The 24647-nt window shown below is 58.8% G+C and carries 28 protein-coding genes; 10 read left to right on the top strand and 18 right to left on the bottom strand.

The genetic code is table 11. The annotated features are described in order from the left end of the window. Positions 1 to 43 precede the first annotated feature (43 nt). Genes ACMFWR_RS27570 through ACMFWR_RS27560 form a run of 3 tightly spaced genes read left to right on the top strand, consistent with a single transcriptional unit; the run spans position 44 to position 1950 of the window. Positions 44 to 652, top strand: a complete 609-nt coding sequence (locus ACMFWR_RS27570) for a VOC family protein (protein ID WP_413195554.1) — start codon at positions 44 to 46, stop codon at positions 650 to 652. Between the two features lie 15 nt (positions 653 to 667). Next, positions 668 to 1576, top strand: a complete 909-nt coding sequence (locus tag ACMFWR_RS27565) for a fumarylacetoacetate hydrolase family protein (protein ID WP_413195553.1) — start codon at positions 668 to 670, stop codon at positions 1574 to 1576. Beyond that, positions 1573 to 1950 carry a nuclear transport factor 2 family protein gene (locus ACMFWR_RS27560; RefSeq protein WP_413195552.1) on the top strand — a complete coding sequence of 126 codons (378 nt, stop codon included), beginning with the start codon at positions 1573 to 1575 and terminating at the stop codon, positions 1948 to 1950. The genes ACMFWR_RS27565 and ACMFWR_RS27560 overlap by 4 nt, the downstream gene beginning before the upstream one ends. A gap of 41 nt (positions 1951 to 1991) precedes the next feature. Here ACMFWR_RS27560 and ACMFWR_RS27555 read toward each other — a convergent pair whose 3' ends face one another. The 8 genes from ACMFWR_RS27555 to ACMFWR_RS27520 form a co-directional block, all read right to left on the bottom strand. Continuing rightward, positions 1992 to 2771, bottom strand: a complete 780-nt coding sequence (locus ACMFWR_RS27555; RefSeq protein ID WP_413195551.1) for an alpha/beta fold hydrolase — start codon at positions 2769 to 2771, stop codon at positions 1992 to 1994. Between the two features lie 195 nt (positions 2772 to 2966). Continuing rightward, positions 2967 to 3755, bottom strand: coding sequence for an enoyl-CoA hydratase/isomerase family protein (locus ACMFWR_RS27550; RefSeq protein WP_413195550.1), 789 nt, complete (start codon positions 3753 to 3755; stop codon positions 2967 to 2969). A gap of 15 nt (positions 3756 to 3770) precedes the next feature. Further along, positions 3771 to 4667 carry an alpha/beta hydrolase gene (locus ACMFWR_RS27545; RefSeq protein WP_413195549.1) on the bottom strand — a complete coding sequence of 299 codons (897 nt, stop codon included), beginning with the start codon at positions 4665 to 4667 and terminating at the stop codon, positions 3771 to 3773. 59 nt (positions 4668 to 4726) lie between these two features. Beyond that, entirely contained in the window at positions 4727 to 5053 is a 327-nt protein-coding gene (locus tag ACMFWR_RS27540; protein WP_413195548.1) for a nuclear transport factor 2 family protein, read from the bottom strand. Between the two features lie 210 nt (positions 5054 to 5263). Continuing rightward, positions 5264 to 5833 carry a hypothetical protein gene (locus tag ACMFWR_RS27535; protein ID WP_413195547.1) on the bottom strand — a complete coding sequence of 190 codons (570 nt, stop codon included), beginning with the start codon at positions 5831 to 5833 and terminating at the stop codon, positions 5264 to 5266. Positions 5834 to 6038: 205 nt separating this feature from the next. Continuing rightward, complete coding sequence (locus ACMFWR_RS27530; protein ID WP_413195546.1) at positions 6039 to 6611, bottom strand: helix-turn-helix domain-containing protein; 573 nt, start codon at positions 6609 to 6611, stop codon at positions 6039 to 6041. Next, entirely contained in the window at positions 6608 to 7291 is a 684-nt protein-coding gene (locus ACMFWR_RS27525) for a DsbA family protein (RefSeq protein ID WP_413195545.1), read from the bottom strand. Before ACMFWR_RS27525 ends, ACMFWR_RS27530 begins: the two co-directional genes overlap by 4 nt. A gap of 238 nt (positions 7292 to 7529) precedes the next feature. Further along, positions 7530 to 8516, bottom strand: a complete 987-nt coding sequence (locus ACMFWR_RS27520) for a LysR substrate-binding domain-containing protein (protein ID WP_413195544.1) — start codon at positions 8514 to 8516, stop codon at positions 7530 to 7532. 170 nt (positions 8517 to 8686) lie between these two features. Between ACMFWR_RS27520 and ACMFWR_RS27515 the strand changes: the two genes are divergently transcribed. Beyond that, positions 8687 to 9088 (top strand): hypothetical protein, encoded by a 402-nt coding sequence (locus ACMFWR_RS27515; protein WP_413195543.1) that lies wholly within the window; start codon positions 8687 to 8689, stop codon positions 9086 to 9088. A 116-nt stretch (positions 9089 to 9204) separates the two neighbouring features. Here ACMFWR_RS27515 and ACMFWR_RS27510 read toward each other — a convergent pair whose 3' ends face one another. The 6 genes from ACMFWR_RS27510 to ACMFWR_RS27485 all read right to left on the bottom strand — a co-directional run bounded on the left by ACMFWR_RS27510 (position 9205) and on the right by ACMFWR_RS27485 (position 16456). Continuing rightward, complete coding sequence (locus tag ACMFWR_RS27510) at positions 9205 to 9726, bottom strand: N-acetyltransferase family protein (protein ID WP_413195542.1); 522 nt, start codon at positions 9724 to 9726, stop codon at positions 9205 to 9207. Beyond that, positions 9723 to 11582 carry a M3 family metallopeptidase gene (locus tag ACMFWR_RS27505; protein ID WP_413195541.1) on the bottom strand — a complete coding sequence of 620 codons (1860 nt, stop codon included), beginning with the start codon at positions 11580 to 11582 and terminating at the stop codon, positions 9723 to 9725. Before ACMFWR_RS27505 ends, ACMFWR_RS27510 begins: the two co-directional genes overlap by 4 nt. Before the next feature lie 153 nt (positions 11583 to 11735). Further along, a complete protein-coding gene (locus ACMFWR_RS27500) occupies positions 11736 to 12650 on the bottom strand; it encodes an alpha/beta fold hydrolase (RefSeq protein ID WP_413195540.1) in 915 nt (304 codons plus the stop codon). Between the two features lie 92 nt (positions 12651 to 12742). Continuing rightward, on the bottom strand, positions 12743 to 13828 hold the full coding sequence (locus ACMFWR_RS27495; protein WP_413195539.1) for a hypothetical protein: 1086 nt from the start codon (positions 13826 to 13828) through the stop codon (positions 12743 to 12745). Further along, positions 13825 to 16077: an FAD-binding protein gene (locus ACMFWR_RS27490; RefSeq protein WP_413195538.1), complete on the bottom strand. Its 2253-nt coding sequence runs from the start codon at positions 16075 to 16077 to the stop codon at positions 13825 to 13827. Before ACMFWR_RS27490 ends, ACMFWR_RS27495 begins: the two co-directional genes overlap by 4 nt. A gap of 7 nt (positions 16078 to 16084) precedes the next feature. After that, a complete protein-coding gene (locus tag ACMFWR_RS27485) occupies positions 16085 to 16456 on the bottom strand; it encodes a DUF805 domain-containing protein (RefSeq protein ID WP_413195537.1) in 372 nt (123 codons plus the stop codon). 197 nt (positions 16457 to 16653) lie between these two features. Between ACMFWR_RS27485 and ACMFWR_RS27480 the strand changes: the two genes are divergently transcribed. The 4 genes from ACMFWR_RS27480 (at position 16654) to ACMFWR_RS27465 (ending at position 20432) form a co-directional block, all read left to right on the top strand. Beyond that, a complete protein-coding gene (locus ACMFWR_RS27480) occupies positions 16654 to 17403 on the top strand; it encodes a helix-turn-helix domain-containing protein (RefSeq protein WP_413197365.1) in 750 nt (249 codons plus the stop codon). 377 nt (positions 17404 to 17780) lie between these two features. Beyond that, the gene (locus tag ACMFWR_RS27475; RefSeq protein ID WP_413197364.1) at positions 17781 to 18050 is read left to right on the top strand and encodes a GFA family protein; all 270 of its coding nucleotides are present in this window, start codon (positions 17781 to 17783) and stop codon (positions 18048 to 18050) included. 184 nt (positions 18051 to 18234) lie between these two features. Beyond that, on the top strand, positions 18235 to 18657 hold the full coding sequence (locus ACMFWR_RS27470; RefSeq protein ID WP_413195536.1) for a HigA family addiction module antitoxin: 423 nt from the start codon (positions 18235 to 18237) through the stop codon (positions 18655 to 18657). Between the two features lie 425 nt (positions 18658 to 19082). Continuing rightward, entirely contained in the window at positions 19083 to 20432 is a 1350-nt protein-coding gene (locus ACMFWR_RS27465; RefSeq protein WP_413195535.1) for an MFS transporter, read from the top strand. Here the strand turns inward: ACMFWR_RS27465 and ACMFWR_RS27460 are convergent. After that, positions 20414 to 20803 (bottom strand): VOC family protein, encoded by a 390-nt coding sequence (locus ACMFWR_RS27460; RefSeq protein ID WP_413195534.1) that lies wholly within the window; start codon positions 20801 to 20803, stop codon positions 20414 to 20416. The genes ACMFWR_RS27465 and ACMFWR_RS27460 overlap by 19 nt on opposite strands. 349 nt (positions 20804 to 21152) lie before the next feature. Here ACMFWR_RS27460 and ACMFWR_RS27455 point away from each other — a divergent pair, with 349 nt between their 5' ends. Both ACMFWR_RS27455 and ACMFWR_RS27450 read left to right on the top strand, forming a co-directional pair. Continuing rightward, positions 21153 to 21482: a hypothetical protein gene (locus ACMFWR_RS27455; protein ID WP_413195533.1), complete on the top strand. Its 330-nt coding sequence runs from the start codon at positions 21153 to 21155 to the stop codon at positions 21480 to 21482. Continuing rightward, complete coding sequence (locus ACMFWR_RS27450; protein WP_413195532.1) at positions 21464 to 22408, top strand: hypothetical protein; 945 nt, start codon at positions 21464 to 21466, stop codon at positions 22406 to 22408. The genes ACMFWR_RS27455 and ACMFWR_RS27450 overlap by 19 nt, the downstream gene beginning before the upstream one ends. Here ACMFWR_RS27450 and ACMFWR_RS27445 read toward each other — a convergent pair. From ACMFWR_RS27445 to ACMFWR_RS27435, 3 genes are all read right to left on the bottom strand, one after another. Next, positions 22370 to 22780, bottom strand: coding sequence for a hypothetical protein (locus ACMFWR_RS27445; RefSeq protein WP_413195531.1), 411 nt, complete (start codon positions 22778 to 22780; stop codon positions 22370 to 22372). The genes ACMFWR_RS27450 and ACMFWR_RS27445 overlap by 39 nt on opposite strands. Positions 22781 to 23093: 313 nt before the next feature. Beyond that, positions 23094 to 23807 carry an SDR family oxidoreductase gene (locus ACMFWR_RS27440; protein WP_413195530.1) on the bottom strand — a complete coding sequence of 238 codons (714 nt, stop codon included), beginning with the start codon at positions 23805 to 23807 and terminating at the stop codon, positions 23094 to 23096. A 223-nt stretch (positions 23808 to 24030) separates the two neighbouring features. Further along, positions 24031 to 24594 carry an ester cyclase gene (locus ACMFWR_RS27435; RefSeq protein WP_413195529.1) on the bottom strand — a complete coding sequence of 188 codons (564 nt, stop codon included), beginning with the start codon at positions 24592 to 24594 and terminating at the stop codon, positions 24031 to 24033. Positions 24595 to 24647: the final 53 nt, after the last annotated feature.

The following is a 24647-nucleotide window of genomic DNA, read 5'->3' as shown; positions in this document are numbered from 1 at the left end:
TGCCGTGCCGATCCACACCACTCTTGGATATAGGAGACGCAATATGGTGACCGTCGCAACCCAGCCTGATACCTTAACGTCGACCACGACTCGCACGGTCGATTTCTCCGGCCGCATCGTTCCGAGCCGCATGGCACATCTGGTCTATCGATGCGCCCGTCGCGCGGAAACGGTCGACTGGTATCTGAAGCTATTCCAGGCACATATCGTCTTCGAAGACAACGTACTGACCTTCATCACGTTCGACGAGGAACATCATCGTCTCGCGTTCTTCAACATGCCGGACATCCCCGCCAAGGGCGAGGACCGTGCGGGCGTGCATCACGTCGCCTATTCGTACGACTCGCTCGGCGATCTGCTCAAGACGTATGCCCGACTCAAGCTCGTCGGCATCTTGCCGTATTGGTGCATCAATCATGGGCCGACCACGTCAATGTACTTCCGCGATCCGGAGGGCAATGACGTCGAGCTTCAGTCGGACAACGGCGATGATCCGGGCGCTTACTTCCATTCCAATGCATTCGCGAGTAACCCCATCGGCGTCGAATTCGACGCTGACGAAATGGTCCGGCTCTGGCAAGCAGGTGCCACCGAAGCCGAGCTCTCTGCTGTTGGAACGGCCGCCACGGGCAAGTCGTCGTTTGCGATCTGACGGGGGAGATATCGCATGAAGCTCATTACCTACCGTATCGGCGATGGCACGCCCAGGACGGGCATTGTTGGCGATCGTGGCGTAATCGATATCGGCCGACATCTGCCTGCCGCACCCGTCGACATGATTGGCTTGATCGCGAACTGGGCGACTTGGAAGCATGATGTCGAGCAGCTTGCGTCGACGCACGCCGCCGATCACGCGCTCGATGCAGTCACGCTTAGCGCGCCGGTGCCACGCCCGGGAAAGATCCTCGCGATCGGGCTGAACTATGCGGACCACGTGGCCGAGTCGGGCATGGCGAAACCCACCGATCAGCTTTGGTTCGCAAAGATGCCGACATCGGCAAACGGTCCGTTTGATCCGATCGATCTGCCGCGAGTCTCCTCGCAACTCGACTACGAAGCCGAACTCGCCTTCGTGATCGGTCAGCGCTGCCGGCATGTGTCTCGCGATCGGGCCCATGAGGTCATCTTCGGATATTGCGCGGCCAACGATGTCAGCGTGCGTGATTGGCAACTGCGCACCTCGCAGTTCACGATCGGGAAATCGTTCGATACGCATGCGCCGTTTGGGCCATGCATCGTGACCAGCGACGAGATCGGCGATCCGCATGCCCTGGGAATTCGGTGTTTCGTCAATGACGAGCTTCGGCAGAATTCCAACACGGCGCAGCTGATCTTCAATTGCTACGAGCAGGTCGAGCATCTGTCTCAGGTCATGACGCTCGAACCCGGCGACGTGATCCTGACCGGCACGCCCGGCGGAGTAGGGATTGGCCATAAGCCGCCACAGTGGTTGCACGCCGGTGATCGAATTCGAATCGAGATCGACAAGATCGGCGCGATCGAGAACAGCGTGCGTCATGAGCTTGCCGATACCGCGAGTCAAGACACCCGTCAACCTACAGCGATCGAATCATGACCGATACCTCGATTGAAAACGAAATCGTGGCGCTGGAAAACGAACGTTGCCGGGCACTGGTTGACGGTGACATCGATACGCTCGAACGGCTTGTCGCCGACGACGTCGTGCACGTGCATGCGAATGGCAAGGCCGACGACAAGCGAGCTTATCTGCAGATGATCCAGTCGCAGTTACGGTTCATCGAAGCGGCGCGATCGGCGCTCAGCGTGCGCGTTTATCACGATGTGGCCGTCGCAACGGGCCCGTTGCGACAGACCATCGAAATGAACGCGACAGGCCATCGTCTCGACATGTACATCATGACGACCCAGGTCTGGCGCCAGCAGGACGGCAAGTGGCGGCAGGTGAGTTTTCAGGCGACGAATCTTTAGCGGTCCGCTTGCGATCGAAGGGGAGCCGCTATTCCTGATCGTCAGCCACCCTGCCCCGCCGCCTCGAGAATAAGCCCGGAAATCTCCTCAGGATGCGAGATCAGCGCAAGATGGCTCGCCTTCACCTCGATCGTCTTGGCACCCATGCGCTTCGCCATGAACCGTTCGAGATCGGGATTGATCGTCCGGTCCTCTGTCGATACCGCATAGAAGCTCGGCTTCGACCGCCACGCCGCTTGCGTCGTCTTGCCGGTAAGCAGCGCTTTGTGGAAGGGCTCCTGTACGGCATAAAGGACCTTGGCTTTCGCTTCAGGGATGTCGCCGGCGAAGTCACGCAGGAATGCTTCCTCGGTGAGACGTCCCTCGTCGCCGTCAAAGACGATTCCGGCGGACGCAGGCGGTGTCGGATAGGTTTTAGCCAACGCCGTGTAGTCCTCACCCGCATCCGGCGCGCGTGCAGCGACATACACGAGCGCGGACACATTCGGATGCACTCCGGCTTCCGTCACGATCATCCCCGAGAACGAATGCCCGACAAGCACCGTCGGACCATCTTGCCGATCCAGCACACGCTGAGCCGACGCGACAGCGTCAGGAAGTGTCGTTAAAGGGTTCTGCACCGACGTCACATTGAGTCCGGCCGCCTGAAGCCGCGGAATCACTTCCGACCAACAGGACCCATCAGCAAAAAGCCCATGCACGAGAACGACATTGCGCGCCTTTGCCGGAGCGGCGATGGCTGCCACGCTACGAGTGGAGACAAGCGAAACAGCGGCACCGGCCATGAGTGCGGCCGAGAATTGACGTCGGGTCATCGTCACGATCGAAATTCCTTCTTGGTTGGTTTGTTTGCCTGCATGTATGAGGCACACGTACTTGACACGCTGCGTTGCTTCGTTGGCTGGCAAATATCAGCGTGCGTTGCTAACGCCAGCCGCCTTCATCGAAGCGTTTGTGACGTTCACGTGTCAGAACTCAAACAGGTTGCAGCCGTCGCCCACAAGGACTCAGTGATCCTAGCGCCCCTTGAACTCGACGACAGGCCGAGGCGTTCCCGCCTTGGCCGCGTTGATGGCCGATGTCAGACCCGCTTTAGCGTCTTGCGTCTCAAAGAGCGGCATCGCAATGTCGAACATCGCGTGGTCCGCCGCATCCACGCCGCCTGAAGCCCATGTACGGAGAAGCGCCTTGTGCGCAGCGTGCGCACGCGTCGGGCCTCTTGCGAGTCTCACCGCGAACGCATGGGCTTCCTCGAGCAACTTCACGTCCGGCACGACACGATTCACCAAGCCGAATCGTTCCATCGTTGCTGCTGGCACCTGCTGCGACGTAAATGCCCATTCAGCCGCAAGGAATCGACCCGCACTTTGTGCGACCCGATAGATGCCTCCGAGCATCGTGGCAATGCCCAGTGTCTGTTCGGGATGGCCGAACCGGGCGGATTCGCCCGCGAACACGATGTCAGCGCGAAGCGCGAGCTCCAGGCCCCCGCCAAAACACAATCCCTGCACCGCCGCGACAACAGGACACGGCATCCGCTCGAAGCGATTGAATGCGTTCATGTAGCGCTCGAACAGGGACCGGAGCGCCTCGCTGGACATGCCGTCCCACGGGACGATATCGCCACCAAAACTGAAGTCATCCCCATCGGCGCGAAGCAGTACGGCGCGCGCATTGCCTTTGGCCAATGTCGTCAACGCATCTTCCAGTTCGTCGATCATTTGCTCGGCGAGACGGTTCTGCGGTCCGTTGTTAAGGCAAATCGTCGCTACGTGATCGGCGATGTCGAGAGAAAGATGAGGCATGTCCGGCACCCGTAGTCATGAAAGTTGTTCACGGAACCACTCGACTGCAGCGCTGCTCGATTCCCGGAAGTACCGGGTATATCCATCGAAGTGCCCGCCCGAAAACATCACAAGTCGCTTGGGCTGTAACGCCTTCTCATACGCGCCTAGCGCCAGATCGGTCACGGTAATGGTGTCGTGCGAGGCCACGACCATGAGCAGTGGTGTTGGCGAGACTCGAGATATCCAGGCACCCGGCTCGTACATCCGGGCCGCCCGTGTGGAACGCAGGGTGACCGTGTTGTCCCAAAGGCCTGATGTGATCGGTTGGAGATAAAAGTCCAGCGCGTCTGCTGCACGATACGCAGCAGGCACATTCGGATCGGCACTGACGATCGCCTGCCGCATCGGTGGCTCTCCTCGGGCCTGGCCACGTTCGTCATTTGCGAACGCTTGCTCCAGCGCTTCAACAGATTCAGGTGCGATTCGCCGTAGTCCCTGCTCGTAGCCACTGATGGTGGGGACTTGCGCTACGACGCAACGCAGACGGCGATCCGTCGCACCGAGCACGATCGCGTGTCCGCCTGCATAGCTGGTGCCCCACAGCCCCAACCGTGCCGGATCGACGCCTTCGTACGACTCCAGAAACGACAACGCACGACGCCAGTCGGCGATTTGCCGCCACGGATCGATGTCCTGTCTGGGCTCGCCCTCGCTTGCGCCAAAACCTCGATGCTCGTGAAGCAAGACGATGAAACCCGCGTCGGCGAAGGCCTGCGCAAAGCGCTCGATGCCGTGCTCCCGAGTGCCTGCGTATCCGTGCGCCATGGAAATCGCCGGCAGAAGTTCTCCTTTCCCTGGCGGGACGAACACCCAGGCCCGAAGCATGACGCCGCCATCTGCTTCAAATTCGACGTTGAGTCGCTGAATCATGGACGCCTCTCTCGTTGTCCTGCCGCACTCTCCGAGTTTCCGCGGCGTGCAGCCTTGAATTACTGGCGTGGCACCGGAAAAATCGCCGAAATACGCCAGCCGTCCGGTGTACGGATCGCGATTTCGTTCACGAGAAATTGGAAGACGGACTCGGGCAAACCTGCGGCGCCGGCAGTAATGCGCGTGGGCGCGTAAATATGTGCGACATCCGGGCCGAGGGGGATCACACGGATCGCTTCCTCGTCGGGCTCGAATCGCCACGTGCCCGTAAACACCCCTCGAAAATGGGCCAGCACCGCGTCGCGGCCCCAAAACGTATAGGCACGTGCCACGAAATTCACGGGGTCCGGTTGCCCTGCAGGCGCACGCGCCAGGATGGATTCCATTCCCTCGATGTCGTGTGCCGTCTCAGCGGCCGCCTGTCGCAAGAAGAGCGATCGGATTTCTTGCAGGTCACTGGCGCTGACCGTTGTCGACGCCGATGCCGATGCTGAGGCCGACGGACTCGTCATGTGAAGTCCGCCCAACGGCACGCCTGCCAGGACAATTTTCTTTAGGCTGAATGTCATGACCAAAGCCTCATGGAATGGCTGCAGTTACTTCTTTCCGGCAGGCGCCGGCGGCACGGGCAAAATGATCTCCGATGCGACCTTCCAGTCCTCGCTCACGCGAATCCAGTTGATCAGGATCAGAAATGGCTTAGGCGTTCCGTCCTGACCGGCATAGGACACCGTGATCGTGACCGGTGCGTAGGATTGCGCCACGTCCTTCGTCAACCCCACGACCTTGAGCTTTGAATAGTCCGGCTCAAGCACGACCGGACCCGAAGTTCCAATGTCGTGCAGCTTCTGATCGATCGCATCGTTGCCCCAGAAGCCGGCCCAATTTCCCTCCGCCGGGTTTGCACTTTTGGCGACAAGTAACGCCGAGGGGGACTGCCAGAACATTTCATGCAGCGCCTTGAAATCGTGTCGGTTAGCGAGCTGCATGAGGTCGCCAAACTTTGATCGAATCAGATTCAGCGTCGTCGCGTTCAGCGGCTCGTCGTCAGCGGTACTGGCCGCGAAAGATGCCGTGGAGAAGGTCAGCGCGACAACAACAGCCCATAACACTCTGTGCATGGTCAAACCCCTGCAAGAAGAGACACTTTGTTGTGATGTGAACAATTCACGACTGCCCTCTGCGCAACGTTTGCAGTGCCTCAGGGCGAAGATGCTTTGAGGACTTCCAGAAACAGGCCATTGAGTTCCTGGACGGTACGGCCCTGGTGTCCCCGGCCGGCGTCCGAATGCGCATGGATCGATGCGTATCGTATCGGTTGAGAACGCGATAAAGAACAGGGTTTCCGTCGTGTTTGGTACGGCAATGATGCTATCTGCCGGTGTTGACGCCAGCCGGCGAGGAGCCGCTACCCAAGTACCGGCGCTGCCACGCCTTCGGACTCATGCCAGTGATTCGCTTGAACCATCGCCCTAAATGCGATTGATCCACGAAGCCGCACGCGAACGCGATGGCCGACAACGAATGGCCGCTATGCAGGAGCATGTCCTTGGCCTGCACGATCTTGTTTTTGAGCGCCCACCGATGCGGCGGCAAACCCGTCGATTGCTTGAACTCCCGCGCGAAATGACTCGGAGACAGTCCGCACGCCTGCCCCAACGCAACAAGCGTGACGGTGTCGTGATCGCGAATCGACAACATCGACTTTGCGAGTTGCAGATGTGTCGGGGACAGGCCACCTTTGACCCGCCGCAATATCCCCGTGGCATAGGTCTGCCCGCTACCGTCGAGCACATAGGTGTGAATGGTGCGCGTCGCGACGTCGAAGAACGGCGAGATCGACACGCCCCGGTCGTTTTCGCCCACTGTACGAGCCTTACCCTCGGGCACCTGAACGGTCACGAATGGAGGTTGAGGAACGTCGGCAGCGGATTGCTCGATCACGACCCCGCCCGCCGCTTCAGCAGGGGTTGAATCTCAGCGACCGGGGCTTCGGCAAGCAACCGGTCCAGCGCAGCCGTCATGTGCTCCATCGGGGCAACGCCGCGCACCGCTAGTGGAGGTTGCGCTCCCGGTGCATCACCGAGGCGCGACAACATCACAAAGGGAAGCCCCGTGACACCGAGGCGACCGGCCGTGGCCTCGTCATCTTCAATAGCCGGCTTGAATCGCTGCTCGGTGACGGAAGCAGAAAGCGCCTTGCGATCGACCCCACATTCGCTCGCGATATCAAGCAGAACATCGACGTTGCCGATGTCTCGTCCGTCTTCGAAAAAGGCCTTGAAAATAGCGTGATGCACGGCATCAAAGCGACCGACGGTGCGGCTAAAGAAAGCCGTTTCAAAGGCAAGACGGCTACGTGGTGCAAACGGAGGCCGCTTCATCTTTGGGTTACGCTCAGCGGCAAGCGGGTAGACCCCGTCGAGCCAGATGCCTTTGATGTAGTCGCCTTCCGGATCGATGAGCGCAACGGGATCCGGACGTAGTTCAAATGCGTGCCATTCGACCTCAACCGGCACGCGAGAGGCCTCGATGAACCGATCGAGGATATCCAATTGCAAATAACAGAAAGGGCAAACGTAGTCTGTCCAGCAATCCATGCGAACGGTCGGCAACGGAGTCATGCAGGGGCACCTGGGTATTGCGTGAATGCAGGGTGTACGTCGGACGTAAGGGTTGCGGAGACGATGGTACGTACCTTCCGGTTTCATTGCATAGCGTGCTCATCGCCGCTTCTGGTATGAGAATGCTATTCGTTCTGCAATGCACCTCGTTGCACGCGTGCTTCTTGCTATCACGAGGCTTTCTGAGCTGAAAAGACCTTCGACCTTCGAAAACGCGGATATCCGTTCCGTCCGGAACTCAGGATGAGGCTTCAGTCTTCTTTCGTACCCTGGCGTGCTTCGCAGCCGGCTGTGCCCGTGCCTTGCCATCGCCTGCGTTGCGGCTCTTCACGTGATCGATGAAGGCTCGCAGCTTAGGCATGATGTGCCGGCGACCCGGATAGCAGAGGAAGACCCCCGGCATCACGGACGCGTACTTCTCCAGCACGCGCGTGAGTTTCCCCGCTTTCAACCCTTCCATCGCCATCGGCTCCGGCACCTGGGCGAGGCCAATCCCCTCTAACGCCGCGTCAAGCGTGGTCTGAAAGTCACCGGCGATCAGTGGACCCGACACGGCGATCTCGATCTTCTTGTCGCTATCTTTGTCATTGAACGACCACAGCGCGAGCGAACCATTGGATAGCCGCCACCGCAGGCAGGCGTGCTGCCGCAGGTCATTGGGGTGCCGGGGTTTGCTCCGCTCAGCGAAATACGCGGGGCTGCCGACGACGATCAGACGGAAGGGTGGCGTCAACGGCACGGCGATCATGTCGGGGCCCACGAGATGTCCCTGCCGGATGCCGGCATCGAATCCCTCCGCTGCAAGGTCGATGACCTCCTTGCTCGCGGCAAGCTCGACCTCGACGTCGGGATAGGCGCGGCAGAACGATGCAATCAGTTCCTGCAGCGCGGGGATCACTGCGCGCGGCACCGACAGACGCAGCAATCCCGATGGCCGCTGACCGAGCTCGCGCGCGACTTCGCTCGCGGCGACCAATTCCTCGAAAGCGGGCTTCGCACGCTCGAGGAACCGCTCGCCGGCTTCGGTCAGGCCAACACTGCGCGTGGTTCGAATGAAAAGCGCAGCGCCGATTCTCGATTCGAGCACACGTATGGTCTGGCTGATCGCCGAGGGCGTCACGCCAAGTTCTGCGGCGGCCTTGCGGAAATTTCGATGCTGGGCAACGCTCAGGAATGCCTCTACGCCATCGAGCGCGCCCTGCCTGACTGTGAAGTTCTGCTTCATAGCCCGTCAACATTGTGATGAATAGTCACACACGAACCCCGATGTTACCTTGGCGCCAGCGGTTCGCGAGAGCGGTTCTTGCATCGACACCTGCAGTGCTTAGTGGCGTATGCGCTGACCATCGCATCCAACTTCTTGACTGTTCTGACTGCTGAGTTCGAGGCCACACGATGAAACGCTTTCTTCTCAGTCTGGCGACCGCCTCGGTGGTCGCCGCTTCTCCCGGAGTTTCCATGGCACAAACCAATGCACTACCCAATACGCCCACAACAAAGATATTAGCGGTCGGCACCTTTCCCGCGGGCACAGACATGCAGCTTGTCCAACGCACGCTTCCCACCGAGGTTCGCGAGACGGCACAGCTTTATCTCGAGGGCAAGATCGATCAATGGTATTCGCTGCAGGACCGGCCAGGCGTGGCGTTCATTTTGAATGTGACGGATATCGGTAAAGCGCATGAAATGCTTGAAGCACTTCCGCTCGGGAAAGCCCACTTGATGACGTTTTCGCTGTTCCCGATTGGGCCGTTGAAGCCGATGGGGATTTTGGTGAATGCGCCGGTGACTCAGTAGGAAAGGCAAGAGAGTGGAACCGCCGGCGTACGTCGCGATTCGTTAGTCGTTAGCCGATTCGGGCGATGCCGACTGGAGAGTCTCAGAGTTTTCTCTCGGTGAGTCGGGATCGTCAGTTAACTGAGCGAGGCGATCATCAGTTCCTCGTCAATGAACTGACCGTCGACCAACATCGCGTTCGGCTCGATGCCGTATGACTTGAAGCCCAGCGATTCATACAGCGCTCTGGCTCGCGGATTGTTGGCGCCCACCGCAAGATGCACTTGCCGAATGTCGCTCGCGCGCGCTTGTACGATCAACGCGCTGAGCAAACGTCGTGCGATTCCACTGCGCCGATACGATGGCTCCACGAATACGCCCCAAAGCGTGGCTTTGTGTTCAACTTTTTTGAGCGGCACTCGACGCAATCCAGCAATCGCAACGAGCTCTTGGTCGTCGAACGCGCCGTAGACAAACTGATGCGACGTGAAGCGCATGCTCGCCTCTACTTCTTGCCGCGTCCGCGCGGCCTCTTCTTCATATGTCGGCCATATCGCAAACGGGGCATCGACGGTCGCTTTGAGACGAAGTGCCTGGAAGGCCTCTGCATCACTCTCGGCAAGGGGACGTACTACAAGGCGGTCGTTGGTTGCGCTCATATAAGGCTAGATTGATTGTCGAGCCACGACTCGAATTCGGCACACATCGCGGCTATCGACGTGTCATTGCTTGCTATGTGCTCACGACCATGGACAAGCGAGATGGAGGCCTGAAGACCATCCGGCTCAATAGTCAGGTCAGTCGGTCCGCCTCGTTGCATAGCGTTTTGCGCCAATCTCCACGCCTCTTCAGGCGAACGATTGCATTCGTCCGACAGGTACTCGGAACGAAGCGGCTCGCCGGCGAGTGAAAGCAGAGTCTGGTCGAGACTCGCGCTGTTCCCCGGCGCCCAGCAATGCGTGGCAAGCAGACGACCGACCTCCGGGTTATCGACGATGTAACCCTGCGTGCGGAGAAAATACGCTCGCATTTGAGCCACCGCCATTTTGGCCAGCAAATAGCCGTGGTAATAGACGGCCATGTCGTGAAACACCGGATGCGGCGTTGCAAACACATAGCCTGTGTGCCCGGAAATTCCCAGAACGCGTTCGGTGACTGATTGCGCGACAGCCAATATCGAATCGGGTGTCCGTTCGTCATCGTCCATCGAATAGATCGCCCACTCGACGTAGGTCGGGATCAGATCAACCCGCTCCGCGTGCACCAGGCTGTTCTGGCGTGCCTCGACGTGCGCTTTGATCATTTCATCGGGTATCAGATTTCCCTCAAGATCTCTCGCGTAGCGTCTCATCCACGCCGGATCCGAGGGAAGGGCCTCGAAGAACTTGGCCTGGGTTTCAAGCAATGCGGGTGAACTCGGCGGAAACTCCTGCGAGAAACACGGAGAATTCATCGTGACGTTCGAGAAGTGCGCGGCATGCCCTGCTTCGTGAAACAAGACATTCAACCCTCGCAGGCCCGCGCCTGGTTGACGAGGGCGTGCCGTCGACGTGAAACGGACATCCGCGGGTATTCGCCCATTCAGGTCGTCGCGATACCCTGGTGTCGGAGCAATACAAAAACCCGTCGGAAACTTCCCGTCGCGGTCCAATAAGTCGATCTGAAGTCGCGCGCCGCGAAACGACACCCCCATTCTCTGGTACGACGCTATCCAGCGCCCGATCGCCTTGCGAAAAGGGAAATAGCGGTCGCGCTCTCGTTCCGCATCACCCCGCATGTAGTACGCAAGGTTGTGTGGCAAAACCGCGTCATTCCCGAATCTCCGTGCGAGCCGGTCTAGCGCTTCGCGGTGTGATGCCCGCGTACTTTGTTCAAAGCGATCGAATACGGCCAACAACTGCTCCGGGGTCATGCCTGTGCTTATTTTGAGTCGATATTCAAAAAAGTTTGTGTAACCCAACTCGCGAGCCCAAGCATTACGTCTCGCGACAATGTCTGCAAAGCCGTTGTCAACGATCCACCGCTCGATTCGGTACAGCGCCTCACTCGAACTTCTCCGCGCGGACTCATCAGCGTTCGAGGCCATATTGGTTCGGAGAGCCGCCGGTGTCGCCTTCGAGAGACGGCCGCTCGCGTCGATGTGGGCCAGTTCGAGCTCTTGTCGACGCCGGAACAGTTCGGCGTCAAGGTTCAACAACTCTGACAGCATGCTCCCGGCGGCGTCCGTACCCGTCGCATTGGCCTCAAGCACAGCCGCCCACCCCTCCAAGCCATTGAGAAGCACATCGCGTTCGGTCGACGAGGGCATATGCTTCAGTCGAGACACGTGGGCTTTAACGAGTGCGAGGCGGTGTGCGTCGCCCACAAACAACTTCCTGGCCAATGTGGCCGAGGTCAGCTTTTCGTGATCGTGGCTCTGCCCGGTGTAGATGGACCAATACAACTCTCCCTCTTCGCGGAGGTACTGCAAGAACTGCGCATTGAGTTCATCGAAGAAGCGACGACCGGATTCCATACAGAAAGAAGGTGATGACCGAGTTTGAAAGCGTAGCAGCAACGGACGCAGATATTGAACCTACAGAATATTGCTTACACCCAGGGTCTAAAAACGACCCGTGACGCGTTGCGACTCGCACTGCTTGGTTCCGACTGTTTCCAGAGGCAAGCATCAATACGCCCGCAAGGCTGAGAGAAATGCGTTGATCTCTAATGCCAGCGCTGCCGGTTCTTCGAGGAGCATCATGTGGCTGGTCTCCCTCGGCAAGACGGTGGCCCGCTCGCTCTCCTCCAGCACAGCGATACGCGAGTCAAGACCGCGGATGTACGCGTTGTCCAATGCGCGTTGCCAGTCGGGCATCTTGGCTGGTGGAGTGCCTGTTTTCGAGCGGAAGAACAGACTCGGGCATGTGCTGCCTTTCACTAACTCGAAGAAACTGCGGTCAAGCAAAAACGAACGGTAAAGATCTCTGACGCCATCGCGCGTGATAGTGTCATTGCGATAGCCATACGTGTCCTGATTCAAGGCTGCCAGTCTTCGGAAAACGACGGCTGTCGCCACATCCGCTTCCAGGCCATAGTGTCGCGCGGTTTCGAGGACCGCTGCATGCACCTTCTTTCGTGTCAACACGGGTGAAGACCAATCCCACTTGAGATCGGCGCGCTCTCGAAATTCAATCGCTTCGGCGGCAGAGATCCCCACGTATTCGTCGGCATGCAGTGCGAATCCGTCGAGATTGATTAACGCTCGCACGGCATTCAGCTTCAGTGCAAAAACGGTCGCCAGCACCCCACCCAACGAATGACCGATAAGGATTGGTCGCCTGGCTTCATAGCGCCCAATCACCTCGTCAATGTCCGCAAGAGCATGATCGAGGGTCCATGGACCGCAACTCGATTGGCCGTGACCGCGGAGGTCCATCGCCACCACACGACCGTGCGGAGTCAGATGCGGAGCCATGCTCAGCCAGTCGGCCGCCGAACGTCCCGCTCCGTGGAGCAGTAGAACCAGGTCGCCCTCGCCGCCAAAATCCAGCGCGGCAAGTTGCAAACCGGTCGTGGTCGTTATCGTCTTTGCTTGCGGCATGTTCGATCTAGCAACGAATAGACGTGGCGTTCCGTTATCGACTTGCCGCGAGTTCGTCATGCTCCGTGGTCGGTCGCATCATCGCACCCGCTTCAATAGTCATAGACATGCTCGACTGCCACACCATGCGCTCCGGCAGTGACAAGAAAATCGGAGAGTTCTCGTACCGGTATCAGCAGAGCCACGCGTTGTGTATTCGCCGGTACTGTCAGCCGTTGTTCGAACAACACTCGACCGTCTCCAATCGGCAGTGACGTTTCATCCTTCTTCCACACGGTGACCAAGATGTCAGAGGTATTCCCCGCGATATCCGTGAGACGTATCCCTTGTTGTGAAAGCGAGGTCGCCGCGATTCTGAAATCGAAATAGCGCGGCAATTCGAGCAGTGCACGATTATCCGGGAGTCGCGACAGGACTCTGACACGATCAGGCGGTGACCAGTTCTCAGGTAAGTGATCGACGACGACGTCGGTCGTCATCAAAGCCGGTGTGTAAGTCGCCCGAGTTGCCTTTTCGATGAGTTTTCCATACGCCGCCTTGATGGCATATTCCGTCGTCAATGCGTACCTGCGCTCCCATTTCCGTATCAAGCCCGGGCCATGCATCGGTACATCGGTCCAAAGGTGGTGAAGCCTCGAGCCAAAATCGAATAAATACCAAGGCTCCTGGCGAATGAAGTCGACGTACTCTTGCGCTGCCTGAGCGCCGTACCGATCTTCGTCAGTCAGGCGTTCTCCACCAAGCAGCCAGCTCGCGCGGCCCACTGTGTTTTCGTAAATCGAACGCAGCGCGTATTCAACAGTCGTGCTCGAAGCGATGACCCAAATCATCACGTGATACGCCGGATTCAACGAATAGCCGCCACGCAGCTGCTCACGCGTCACCACCGCATAGCCAGACCAAAGTTGCCCGATCTGCTGGAGAAACGGAAAGTCGTGAGACGGCATGGTTTTGACCATGCGCGCATATTCCGCCGGACTATGTACGAGATACCACTCCGGGAACGTGAGCAATGTCTGCTCGGGTCCGCGCCGATCCGCGACGGGTACCGGGCTTGAATACGCCGCCCCGGTGGCGCTCGCACTTTGCGTTGCGGCCGGCTCTGAAAGCTCTGCAGACGATACGGTCGCGATCATGACACCGGCCATCAACAATGCTGCGCGTAGCCATTGCTTCATGCCGGGACTCCCTCGCGAACAAACGCCATCAGAACGTTGTCCGAAGGGTCGCCGTTTTGAGTCAGTTTCTCGCCCGTGTGACGAAACCCTGCGGCCTCGACGCGCTTGATCCAGTCGTCGACACTCGCGAAATGCCGAAGCTCGGCGCGATTCGTTTCCCATGGCTCGCCGAGCACTGCATTGAAAACGGTATGCGCAAGCGAGACAAACGCATCCATGCTTGGCGTCGTGACGTCGTGATCTCGAACCACAAAATAGCCACCCGGCCGCGTAATCCTGGCGATCGATTCGAGAAACGGGTTGAGCTTTTCCGGCGCCATATGATGCAGGCCGACAAAGCAGCTGACCAGGTCTGCACTTGCAGCGGGAAGTTCGATGGGTGCGTAATTATTTAAAGGCTGGAATTCGCCGATCGATCCAATTTGTCCTCGTTCAACGATATCGACGGGACTCATTCCCGCTTCAACATCGTGAACCAGCGTGACTCGCCCCTTTAATCGCAAATGCTTTTGCATCGCGCGAACGTATCGTCCCGTTGTTCCAATCTCGACGTAATCTCGCAACTCGGCATCACGAAGAAGCACTGCGGCTTGTCGACCCATTTCCGTCTTTTGAACGGACAGTGACGGCAGAGCATGCGTCAACATAGCAAGCGGAGGTGTATTCGATTTCAGTCCGCCCTGTACCGCACGATAAATCTGTTCGTCGCCGACATGCTCGGCGATCGACGTCTTGATCAACGTATGCAGGCGGTCTTCCGGCATCACATTGAATATGTTCTGCAGGAAGTTATAGAAACGATCGGCCTGTCGATCGTCGCGATAGATCGTGGCGAACAGAGTCGCTGTGTCCTCGATTTTCTCGGACACAGCAGCCGGTTCTGCAGACGCGGCTTCAGACGTCGAATCGGCAACGTTGAGCTCGGGCGCATAGTATCGATCCCAAAGCGCGCCCCGCAGACGATAGTCCGGATCGAATTGTCGCTTGAGCGCGAACATCTCCCGTGCACGCGGATAAGCACGGTGAAATTGATCATGGGTAGCATGCAACTGATACGGTAGGTAGTACGTGCCGCCAGCGTCGAGCACCGCGTCAATCAGTTGCCGTGTCCATACGGCGACCCGTTCCTTCGCGTTCGAGCGCGTGCGCTGCTTGTGATAAAGCACAAACGCAAATGTCTCGCCGCGCGCCCATGCCATGACCGTGCGATTGTCTCCAATCGCATGACGCACGGAGATATTGACCGCGTTCACGCGATGGCGCGACAGAATCGCAGACATCGCCGCAGCGAATTGCGTGACGGCATGCGCGGGAACGAAATACTCCTGAAGCACGTAGGTCCGATCGCGACGCCCGACGGGTTCCAGCTCAGCAACATCGTAGCCGGCCTCGTAATTGCGCCAATGAACCTTCTTGCCGAAATTCAGAAGCGGGTCGTACAGATACTCACGACGAAACTTTCCGAAGGGCGTTTCAGTGATCGCCCAAAGAAAGTACTTTGCCGCGAGAAAGCCGCGATTGAGCGGCTGCAAACGTGCTGACGTAGCCGGCTCATCCGTGATCGTCCAGCTCGTTGCTCTGCCGCGCGTGTAGTGCGGCGGATACAGATCGAAGTTATGGAAAATGACGTCCTGGTGGCCACGGATGTTTTTATCGAACCATGACGCGTAGTCAGCAACGCTCATTTTCTCGTCGGTGCGCTTGACCCGCGTATTGATCGCCAGTTCAAGTTCAACCTCGGTAATGATGCCGACGCCGCCATATCCACCGATCGCTGCGCTAAACAAAGCGCCGTTCTCGGTCAGGGAGCATTCAACGACTTCTCCGCTTGCGAGCACAAGCGTAATCGAGCGGACCGACAATACAACCGGCCCCAAGCCGACATATCGACCGTGCGCATTGACTGACAGCGCCCCACCGACCGTGAAGTTGGCATAGGTCTGCATGATCTTGACGGACAAGCCATGCGGATCGATAAATCGTTGAATATCGCACCACCGAATGCCGGCTTGAACGCGAATCAGCTTCGCATCGGGCTCGAACCGGAGCACGCGATTCATCTTGCGCATATCCAGATGCAATGTGCCGGGGCTCGCAGTGTGTCCGCCCATGCTGAAGTGACCACCGCCGACTGACACCGGGAGACGGGTCTGCAACAGCGCGTCGACAACGTCCTGCGTCGAGGTCGGCGTTGCCACAGAAAATACGGGAATGCGATTCAGTTGAGTCACATCGTTGACTGTTGTCATGGCTGTCTCACTTCCCGATGTCGACTTGGAGATAGTCCGAGCGCGTTGCCGGATCCGGACCAAAGCGATTCTCGTGATTCACCCCTCGGCGCAGCCAATAGATCAGCACCCAGATCGGACCAAGGACCGGGATCACGACCTTGATAAGCGTCCATCCGCTGTGACCGATGTCGTGTAAGCGCTGAGTGCCAACAGCGATTGCACTCCAGAGAAAGACGATCGCGAAAGCCGAAGAGCCTGTCTCACCGAACCACGAATCCGAGAGACTTCCGAAAGCTGCGCATACCAGCGCAATGACACACATCCGGCTCAACCACTGGCTGCGAGTGGCGCGACCGCGAGTGGAGAAGAAAGCGGAGACGAACTTGCCTAAAAGCATTTCGAGTTTTTCCTTGTTGTCAGGCTTGATTGACGACGTCTCATCACCGGATTACACGACTGAAGGCTTGTCCTTCATTGGCTCCGTGGCAACGAGTTGCGCGGCGGAAGCCATCTTGCTCTGAGGGTCCGAAAAACGCTCCTTGAAACTGCCGTGGTAGCATCGCCTTGTCCTCAAGGTATTATTTTTTGCGACCTATGGCTCTCGCCGATCTTCTCGTTCCGACTATCAAGCGCTTATTGCGCGGCCGACAACTGACCTATCGACATGTCGCCGACGCACTCGATCTTTCGGAACCCAGCGTCAAACGCCTATTCGCCAGCAAACGCCTGAGCCTCGCCCATGTCGATCAGCTCGCAGAGCTTCTGGGAATGACCGTTGTTGAACTCGTCTCCGAATCGGAAGCGGTCGCGCCACGCCTGCAAGTACTCACACACGCTCAGGAGGCCACACTCGTCGCCGACGAAAAGCAGCTCCTGGTTGCGGTGTGCGTGATCAATCAATGGACCGTGGACGACATCGTATCGACATATTCGCTTTCTGAAGCGGAATGCATCAAGTACGTGCTCGGACTCGAGAAGATGGGAATCGTGCATTTATACCCCGGCAATCGCATTCGCCTTCTGATCGCTCGGGATTTTGACTGGCTCAGCAAGGGGCCGATCCGTCAGTTTCTCCGCGCGAACACCATTCCGGATTTTCTGGCGGACGACTTTGATGGGGCCGATACCGATAGCCTGAGTTTCGGCCATGGCATGTTGACCCACGCCGCGTGCGCGCAGCTTCGCGGCGATATCGAAAGACTGAGAGCCAAGCTCGCGGCGCTGCACGAAGCGTCATCGGACGCTCCGCTTTCGGACAGACAAGGGACCGCGCTTCTGGTCGCGATGCGCTCTTGGGAACCTGCGGGATTCACGAAGTTGCGGCGGGACAAGAAGATTCGATAGCGAGGACTACCGTTAAGTCTCCTGATGGCAGAGCCGAGCCAAACTCCACAGGAAGATGCCACCCCGGTACGTCATTCCAGATTCGCTCTTCAGAACGCCCACAAAACTGGCTCCGAGGATTTGCCGTACGATGCCCGCATCGCTCAGTCTCGCGAGCGAATCAATCGAACAGAACCACGGGTCCGCAGCGAGGTATTGGCGATGTTCGCCAATACGAAACAGACACGAGAAGGAGCGAAATGACATCCCCATTTACGGGCGGTTGCGCGTGCAGATCGATTCGCTACGTCTGTTCAAGCGCGCCTGTTGCGACATTGAATTGCCACTGTCTCGACTGCCAGCGCTCGAGCGGTGCTCCCTTCGCGTCCGGCTTCATCGTGCGTGTGTCGGACATGACGATCGCCGGTACGCCGAAGACACACTCGGTTCGCGCAAGCAGTGGCAGGCTCGCAGTTCGCAGCTTTTGTCCGGATTGCGGCTCTCCTTTGTTCACGAGTGGCGAGACGGCTCCAGAAGTGATGTCTGTCCGGTTCGCTACGCTGGACAATCCATCAGAGTTTCGGCCGATGCTGGATATCTGGACGTCTAGCGCACAACCCTGGGTTTGCCTTAGCGACTCGATTCCGCACTTTCCCACGTCACCTTAAATTACTGGTCGCCGGTCGCGCGATTTGTCGTTTTGGAGGGAAAGCAGCGTGCGAGATAACTTTTTTGCTGATTCCTTACTAACGCCGATTGAGTTCAAGGTCGTGGGATTGTCGCCTTTGTTGAAAATCACACGATTTCGCTTCGGATGACGGCCGTGTGCTCCGTTTCCTGTTAGCGAGAGCAGTGCTTGACGGGCTCTATTTCCCGACGTTCCATCCTCCGCCCAACACCCCCACACCCAATATGACAAGCGTCGCTTGTCAATTGACGTTCTGCCAATTGCCCGATATCTTCTCGGTCATGGCGAATCCTGAATTCATTCATCCTGGCGTGGTCGTTCGGCAGAACTGCCTGGAACGCTTCAACCTGTCTGTTACCGAGGCAGCGTCGGCGCTCGGGGTGAGCCGTCAGGCTTTGACTAACTTGTTGAGCGGCAAGGCTTCCATCTCTCCGGAGATGGCGCTGCGGCTCGATATGGCGTTCGGTGGCGGCGCGGAAACGTGGCTTCAGCGTCAGCTGCTTCACGATCTCGCCAAAGCTCGTCTGCGCATGAATGAACTCAACGGTGTTCGCATGGTGACCGAGCAACAACCGGGACTGTTCTAGTCTGGCTGGAGTTGTGTCTGGTTGCCGACGCGTCACGGCTTTCCCGTTTGTCGGTTGCAACGTCCTAAGGTAGTTCGCCAGTTCCGGTGCTTGATTGACTGCCGAACTGGCTGGTCGGATCGAATGGTCTCCCGGTAGTCGCTGGCCCTCGTGGCCGTGTCATCTGTACTCGCTACGTCGTCCGTACTCGCTACGTCGTCCGTACTCGCTGCGTCGTTTGTTTGCTTGCTCCGTATTGCTCCGATCAGAGTGCCCGCCCTTGCGCCGAGCATTCGGCCGGTGTTCGTCTTCGCGTTTTGCTTTAGTCGTTTGATTGGCTTTTCGGATATTTCCGTTTTAGCCGCCCATTCAGCAAAACATTCGAGTTGCGTCGAAGGCCCGCGCTCGTCCTGACGTATTGTCATTGAATAAGAACGCAAATAAATATGCCTTATAACCGCTCGTTTCTGGCTTTTGTTACTGGTGGCTTTTTTGCAAGCTTTGGCGGATGGATTAATTTTCTCGCCATTTTGAATATCGCAACCTGGCGCTTTAGCGCGCGTCCGGTTGACCTCGTTTTGCTCAGCGCAGCGCTGCTGCTGCCATCGGTTGCGCTTACGCGGCCGGTCGCGCGCATCTGTCACCGCGGCAGAAGCACTTACGTCACGCTCGCTGCGCTGGCCGTCACGTTGGGAACCACTACCGCGCTCCTCTTTGTCGATAGTTTCTTTGTGTTTCTCGCCGTCGTTGCGGTCAAGTCGGCCGCGCTCGGCTTTATTGATCCTGCGGAAATGCGTTATGTGACGACGACGCTAAGCGCGGATGAGCAAGGTCCCGCTTTTCGGTTGATCTCGCTGCTGCAAAGTGCCGCCAAGATTTGCGCGCCGGCGACGGGTGCGGTAATCGGCTCTTGGCTTGGCGACTCCCATACGATGCTGGCTTCGCTGGCCTTGATCGCCGTCGCCATGGTGTGTTTGCTTGTGTCAGCCGCAACCGAGCGCGTCCACGCCGTCGAAAACCCAGAAACAGGTGCAGGTGCAGGTGCAGGTGCAGGTGCAGGTGCAGGCACCAATGAAAATCCAAACACCAACGCCGACGCAATCGCTGACGCACACACAAACACACACGCAAAAACAAACGCTACGGCCGACGCGCAAACGACCGCTCCGACGACCAAAAGCCCCCGCCCTTCCTTACGCGAATTTCTCAACAACCCGATCGCCCCACTCCTCCTGTGCTTCGCGATCACCACAGCCCTTGCCTCAGCCGTCAACAACCAGTTCCCGCTGATGCTCCGGAGTCAGGGCTTCCATTCATCCGTGCTCGGGATCGTCGTCTCGTGCGCTGCATGCGGAAGCTTGCTCGGCGGCATGATGTTCAAGGCGCGCGACGATGGGACTGTTCAACTGAGCGCACTGATTGCGCCGTCGTTGGCAACCTGCGTCGCATTCGTAGTCATGGGCCTTATCTTTCGCTTGCCGTTACCCATCGCGTCTTTAGCGCTCGCGCTCGCTTTCTTTGGCACCGGCATCGCCGGCGCCCGGTTTCGCATCGCTAGCCGCGTCTTTATCGCCACGCATGCGAACGACCGCGCAGCGCAGGCCAGTGCGTCACTTCAATCGTCTGGCCTTGCGCTGCAGTTCCTCGCCCCGTTTCTCGGCGCCATCATGACGGCGCATCTGACCAACAGCGAAGTGTTTCTGACCATCGGAACCTGCGCGACCGCCGGCATCGCATGCGTGGCGATCTGTTACCGATCCGAATACTTAAAGCGCGCTCACTCCGCCGGTGCGTGACACACGGCCTCGACATTATGTCCGTCGGGGTCCAGCGCGAAAGCGCCGTAGTAATTCGGATGGTAGTGAGGGCGTACTCCGGGCACGCCGTTATCACGAGCGCCCGCGTTGATCGCGGCGCGATGGAATGCGTCCACGGCGGCGCGCTTTTCCACGCGAAACGCAACGTGTATGGGTGGATCGTTGGGCTTGCCGCGATAAATCCAAAAATCCGCTTTGCCGCCCTCGCCGAATCCGGCGACGTCGGTATGGCCCGTCACCGATGCCGGAAATTCGGCAATCAACGCATAGCCGATCGCGCCCAACGCGACGCTATAGAACTGCTTGCTCCGCTCAAAGTCGCTAACAACAACACCAGTGTGGTCGATCATTCACGGCTCCTTGTGTAGAGCGGGTCTCCGGTGATGGACCCGAACGCGCATGACGCGGGTCGCTCTCGCGCCACGCAAGCCTAACCCGAGCACAGGCGATCGCGCGACAACATTGTCCGGTCGCTTCGTCAGTCGCAGACTTTTCCTAACGCCTTCGCGAAACGCGATGTCAACAATCGAGACATCGCCTCCTCCTTTCGTCGCCGACATCGATGCCAACATGCTTTCCGAGATACATCGCGGAGCGTGATCCATGTGCGACACCGGCTGGCCCCAACCGAATCGGTCCCTTCGATATTGCAAAGGCGAACATCGACGCAAACATCGCGGCACGCACGAGCGCGCGACGATGGTGCTTCAAAAAGGTGACTTCTGGGTTGGCAAATGCCCGCGACACTTCTGCGAGTCGCGCGCAACGATGCTGCTGCAACGCGCCATTCCGGAATACCGGCAAACCACGGGTTCAGCGCCGTATCGCCTTTGGGCGTACTACGACGGCGCGATCTACGCGGCTTCTTCGACTGACGGCGGTCTCACGTGGCACGGCTTTCCGAACGGACCGCCCATGGCGCCGCCACCAAGATCCATCCTTCGCGAACTCTGGCGCCGCGCTCAGGCGCTGGGCGAAGAAGGCAAACTCATCGCTTGGCTATGCAGACAATGGAAGACGAAACGCTGACTTTTGGGCAGCGCGATGCGCTGCACGGTGGACTGCTATGGCGCCACGGCTACGGCACGCATGGACCTGTCGGCAGGACATGGGGCGATCTCTGGATGTCGATCGGCCCGTCGGTCGTATGGGGCCGGCTCGATGAATTCGGCTCGGTCGAACGGATGACCTGGTGTTGGATCGATTTGCTGGAGTTTCTGTCGCGCGCCTGGCCGCATTTGATCGCCGATCAACAATGTCCGGTCTTTGCGGCCGGTAGTGGTTCGGGTTCGGGCTTGCCTTCGCTGACCGATCTGCGCACGCGAACAGTACGGCGATGGCTATTTTGCAATACGCAACCCGTTTGCTTGCCCACCATCGATGGATGCGCAGCGGCGTCTAGGGTCTGTGATGGCCTTGGTGTCCGCGATATTCGTGATGCCCGTGATGCCCGTGATGCCCGTGATGCCCGTGATGCCCGTGATGCCCGTGATGCAGCGACAGTCGATTCCGATCCCGCGAAGTTCCCATCGATCGATATAGCTGCCACCGGTGCGCCGACCATGACTATGCCGTGCGCATCATTGCCAGCCATTGACCCTCAAACCGCTGAAATTCAGGCAGATCGCGACGACGACATACTTCGGGACTTTTTAGCAGTTCACGATTTCAGGGAAGCACTTCCTGGTGCTTATCCTGCTCAGTTGATCCTGCTGCGTCAGGGCGACGCAATGGGTGCGGTGAACGCGCGCGAAGCCTGGCGACTGCCGTTTCAGGAAACGATGAACGCGCTTGCCGAACTCGGCGATGCGATCGTTGGACGGATTGCAGACTTGAACGACGCGCGCTCGATACAGGCGTGTCGAAGATGGGTGTTGCGAGAGAGCGTGTTGATGGCCGAGACTTCGGCCGCGTCGTCAGTGTTCGCCGTCGCCGCCAAGCCAGACTTCAGGTAGATAGACGAAGGTGTCGGCGAGAAAGCCGGAATTGAAGTAGCCGCCCATCGCGTAGGTGGCGGCTCGATCGGCCTTGCCGTCGTCGGCGCGCGCTACGCGCATCGACTCGGTCTTTGCGGCAATCGCTTCGCGCGCCGCGGCGATGGAACACACGCCAGTGGATTGAGCTTCGAGCGACTTGCCCGCCAGCTTGCGCTGCACGGCGGTCTCTTTGTCGGAAAGCCGTTTTGCACGGGCTTCAGCGGCCGCACGTTCGATCCGTGCCGCGACAGCACACGGGCATTCGGACGCGTCATCGGCATCGTCAAGACCTAACCAGCGCTGAACGCGCGCAAACAGCGAATTCGACTGGCTCGAGGCGGGTGTTGGCATAGCTCATGCCCTCTCCACTACAGATATGCCTAATCTAGCTGCGTTAGTGCGAAATCACAAACGATCAATTTGGGATTCCTTTTCTAAAACCCCTCAAATCGGGTAAATCCTGGCGCGGCGCAGGGCTGTTTAGTTCGCCTTGGCGCTTGTGAGGCGGCCAGCGCCTTGATATTCCTCACTTTTTCGATGGGATACCAAATCGCCGGCCGAATGCCCGATCCTGCGAGGTTTTAAGCCCTGTGGTACGGGGCTGGGCGTGACACAGCTCGGTCACGCCGGGCTTGATCGGGTTCGGCCCGGTGCTGCCACGCGCTTACGCGATCGCGCCGCCGCCATCCACGAGCACGGTCGAACCCGTGGCAAAGGGTGTCGAGGCCAGGTAGACCACCGCGTTGGCGACGTCCTCGGGCTGGCCGACGCGCTGGGCCGGCAGCTTCGCCGCGGCGCCCTCGAACAGGTTGTTGCGCGCGTCGTCGCTGAGCCTGGACCAAAGCGGCGTGGCAATCAGGCCCGGTGACACGGTGTTCACCCGCACGGGCGACAGCTCGAGGGCCAGGCCGCGCGCCAGCGCTTCAACCGCCGCGTTGATCGCGCCTTGCAGCACGGAGCTCTTGCTCGGTCGCACGCTCAGGAAGCCGGAGACGAACGTCAGCGACGCGCCTGCGTTGAACTTCGCGGCCCGGGCAACCCGGTACGCTCCCCAGAATTTGCTCTCCATGGCGACACGCGCATCGTCGAGCGACAGCTGGCGGATGGCGCCCGTCGGCGTTTGAGCGGCCGAGATCACGATATGGTCATACGCACCCTCGCTTTCAAAAAACGCTTCGACCGCACGTTCATCCGCCGTGTCGAGGACCGCCGTACGGACATTCGCGCCGATTTGCGCGGCTGCCGCTTTGAGCTTCGCTTCATTGCGCGACGCGATCGTCACCGCTGCGCCTTGCGACGCGAATGCCTTGGCCGTTGCCTCGCCGATGCCCGAGCTGCCGCCCACGACGAGCACTTTCTTGCCTTCAAACGTATTCATGTTCAATTCCTTGGAGGTTGAGTCTGGCTTCGATCGAGGCTTGAGTTCGATCGAATGCTGAGTTCGACTGCGTCTTGTGTTCGATGAGTCTTCGATTCTCGGGGGCTACCAAAACGTCAGCACCCGGCGTCTTGCTTTTATCGGGTCGGGCTCGCCAGCTTGCATGGCGGCGCCCGTCGCCGAGGGCGCAAAGCCCACGGCCAATCCTGACGTGAGCGTGCACTTACTTGCTCACCACACCAATCTGCTGCAGGAACGTCAGGTTGTCTTCAAGGTGCCAGTTCTCGGCGATCTGCCCATCAGCCACGCGGTAGATGTCAGTTGCGATGAAGTCGATCGTCTGACCCTTGCCTTGAATGCCTTTGAACTGGCCGGTGAAATGGCCGTGGAAGTGCAGATGGGTCACCACGCGATCGCCGCTGACGATCATCTGCTCGATGTCAGCCTGCATGTCGGGCACGGCGCCTCGCACGAATTTCGAAGCGGCGAGCGGGCCTTCGACGCCCTGAACGCGACCCGGCGGCAGCGTGCGGTCGGTGAAGTTCGGAGCAAGTGCGGCGCGTGCGAGCGACTCGTCACCCGTGTTCCAGAACGAGTCGTAGCGGCGTGCTGCAAGGATCTGCGCATCGGCCTGAGCCTTGGGCAAGCTCGGATCGACGATCAGGGTCTGCGGCTTCACGAGCGTCGGCTCGGTCGCGGCGGCGGCAGGTGCGGCGATTCCGGCGGAAAGCGATGCAGCCAGGGCAATCGCAGCGACACGGGCTTGGAAGGCGGACAGGGTAGACATGACATCGTTCTCCGAGGAGTTGATTGAGTAGGTTCAAGGACCTTCGAATTCGT

Origin of the sequence: Pararobbsia alpina, from assembly GCF_965118125.1 — a bacterium.
In the GTDB taxonomy this organism is placed as follows: domain Bacteria; phylum Pseudomonadota; class Gammaproteobacteria; order Burkholderiales; family Burkholderiaceae; genus Pararobbsia; species Pararobbsia alpina_A.
This window is presented reverse-complemented; position numbering and strand designations above follow the sequence as displayed.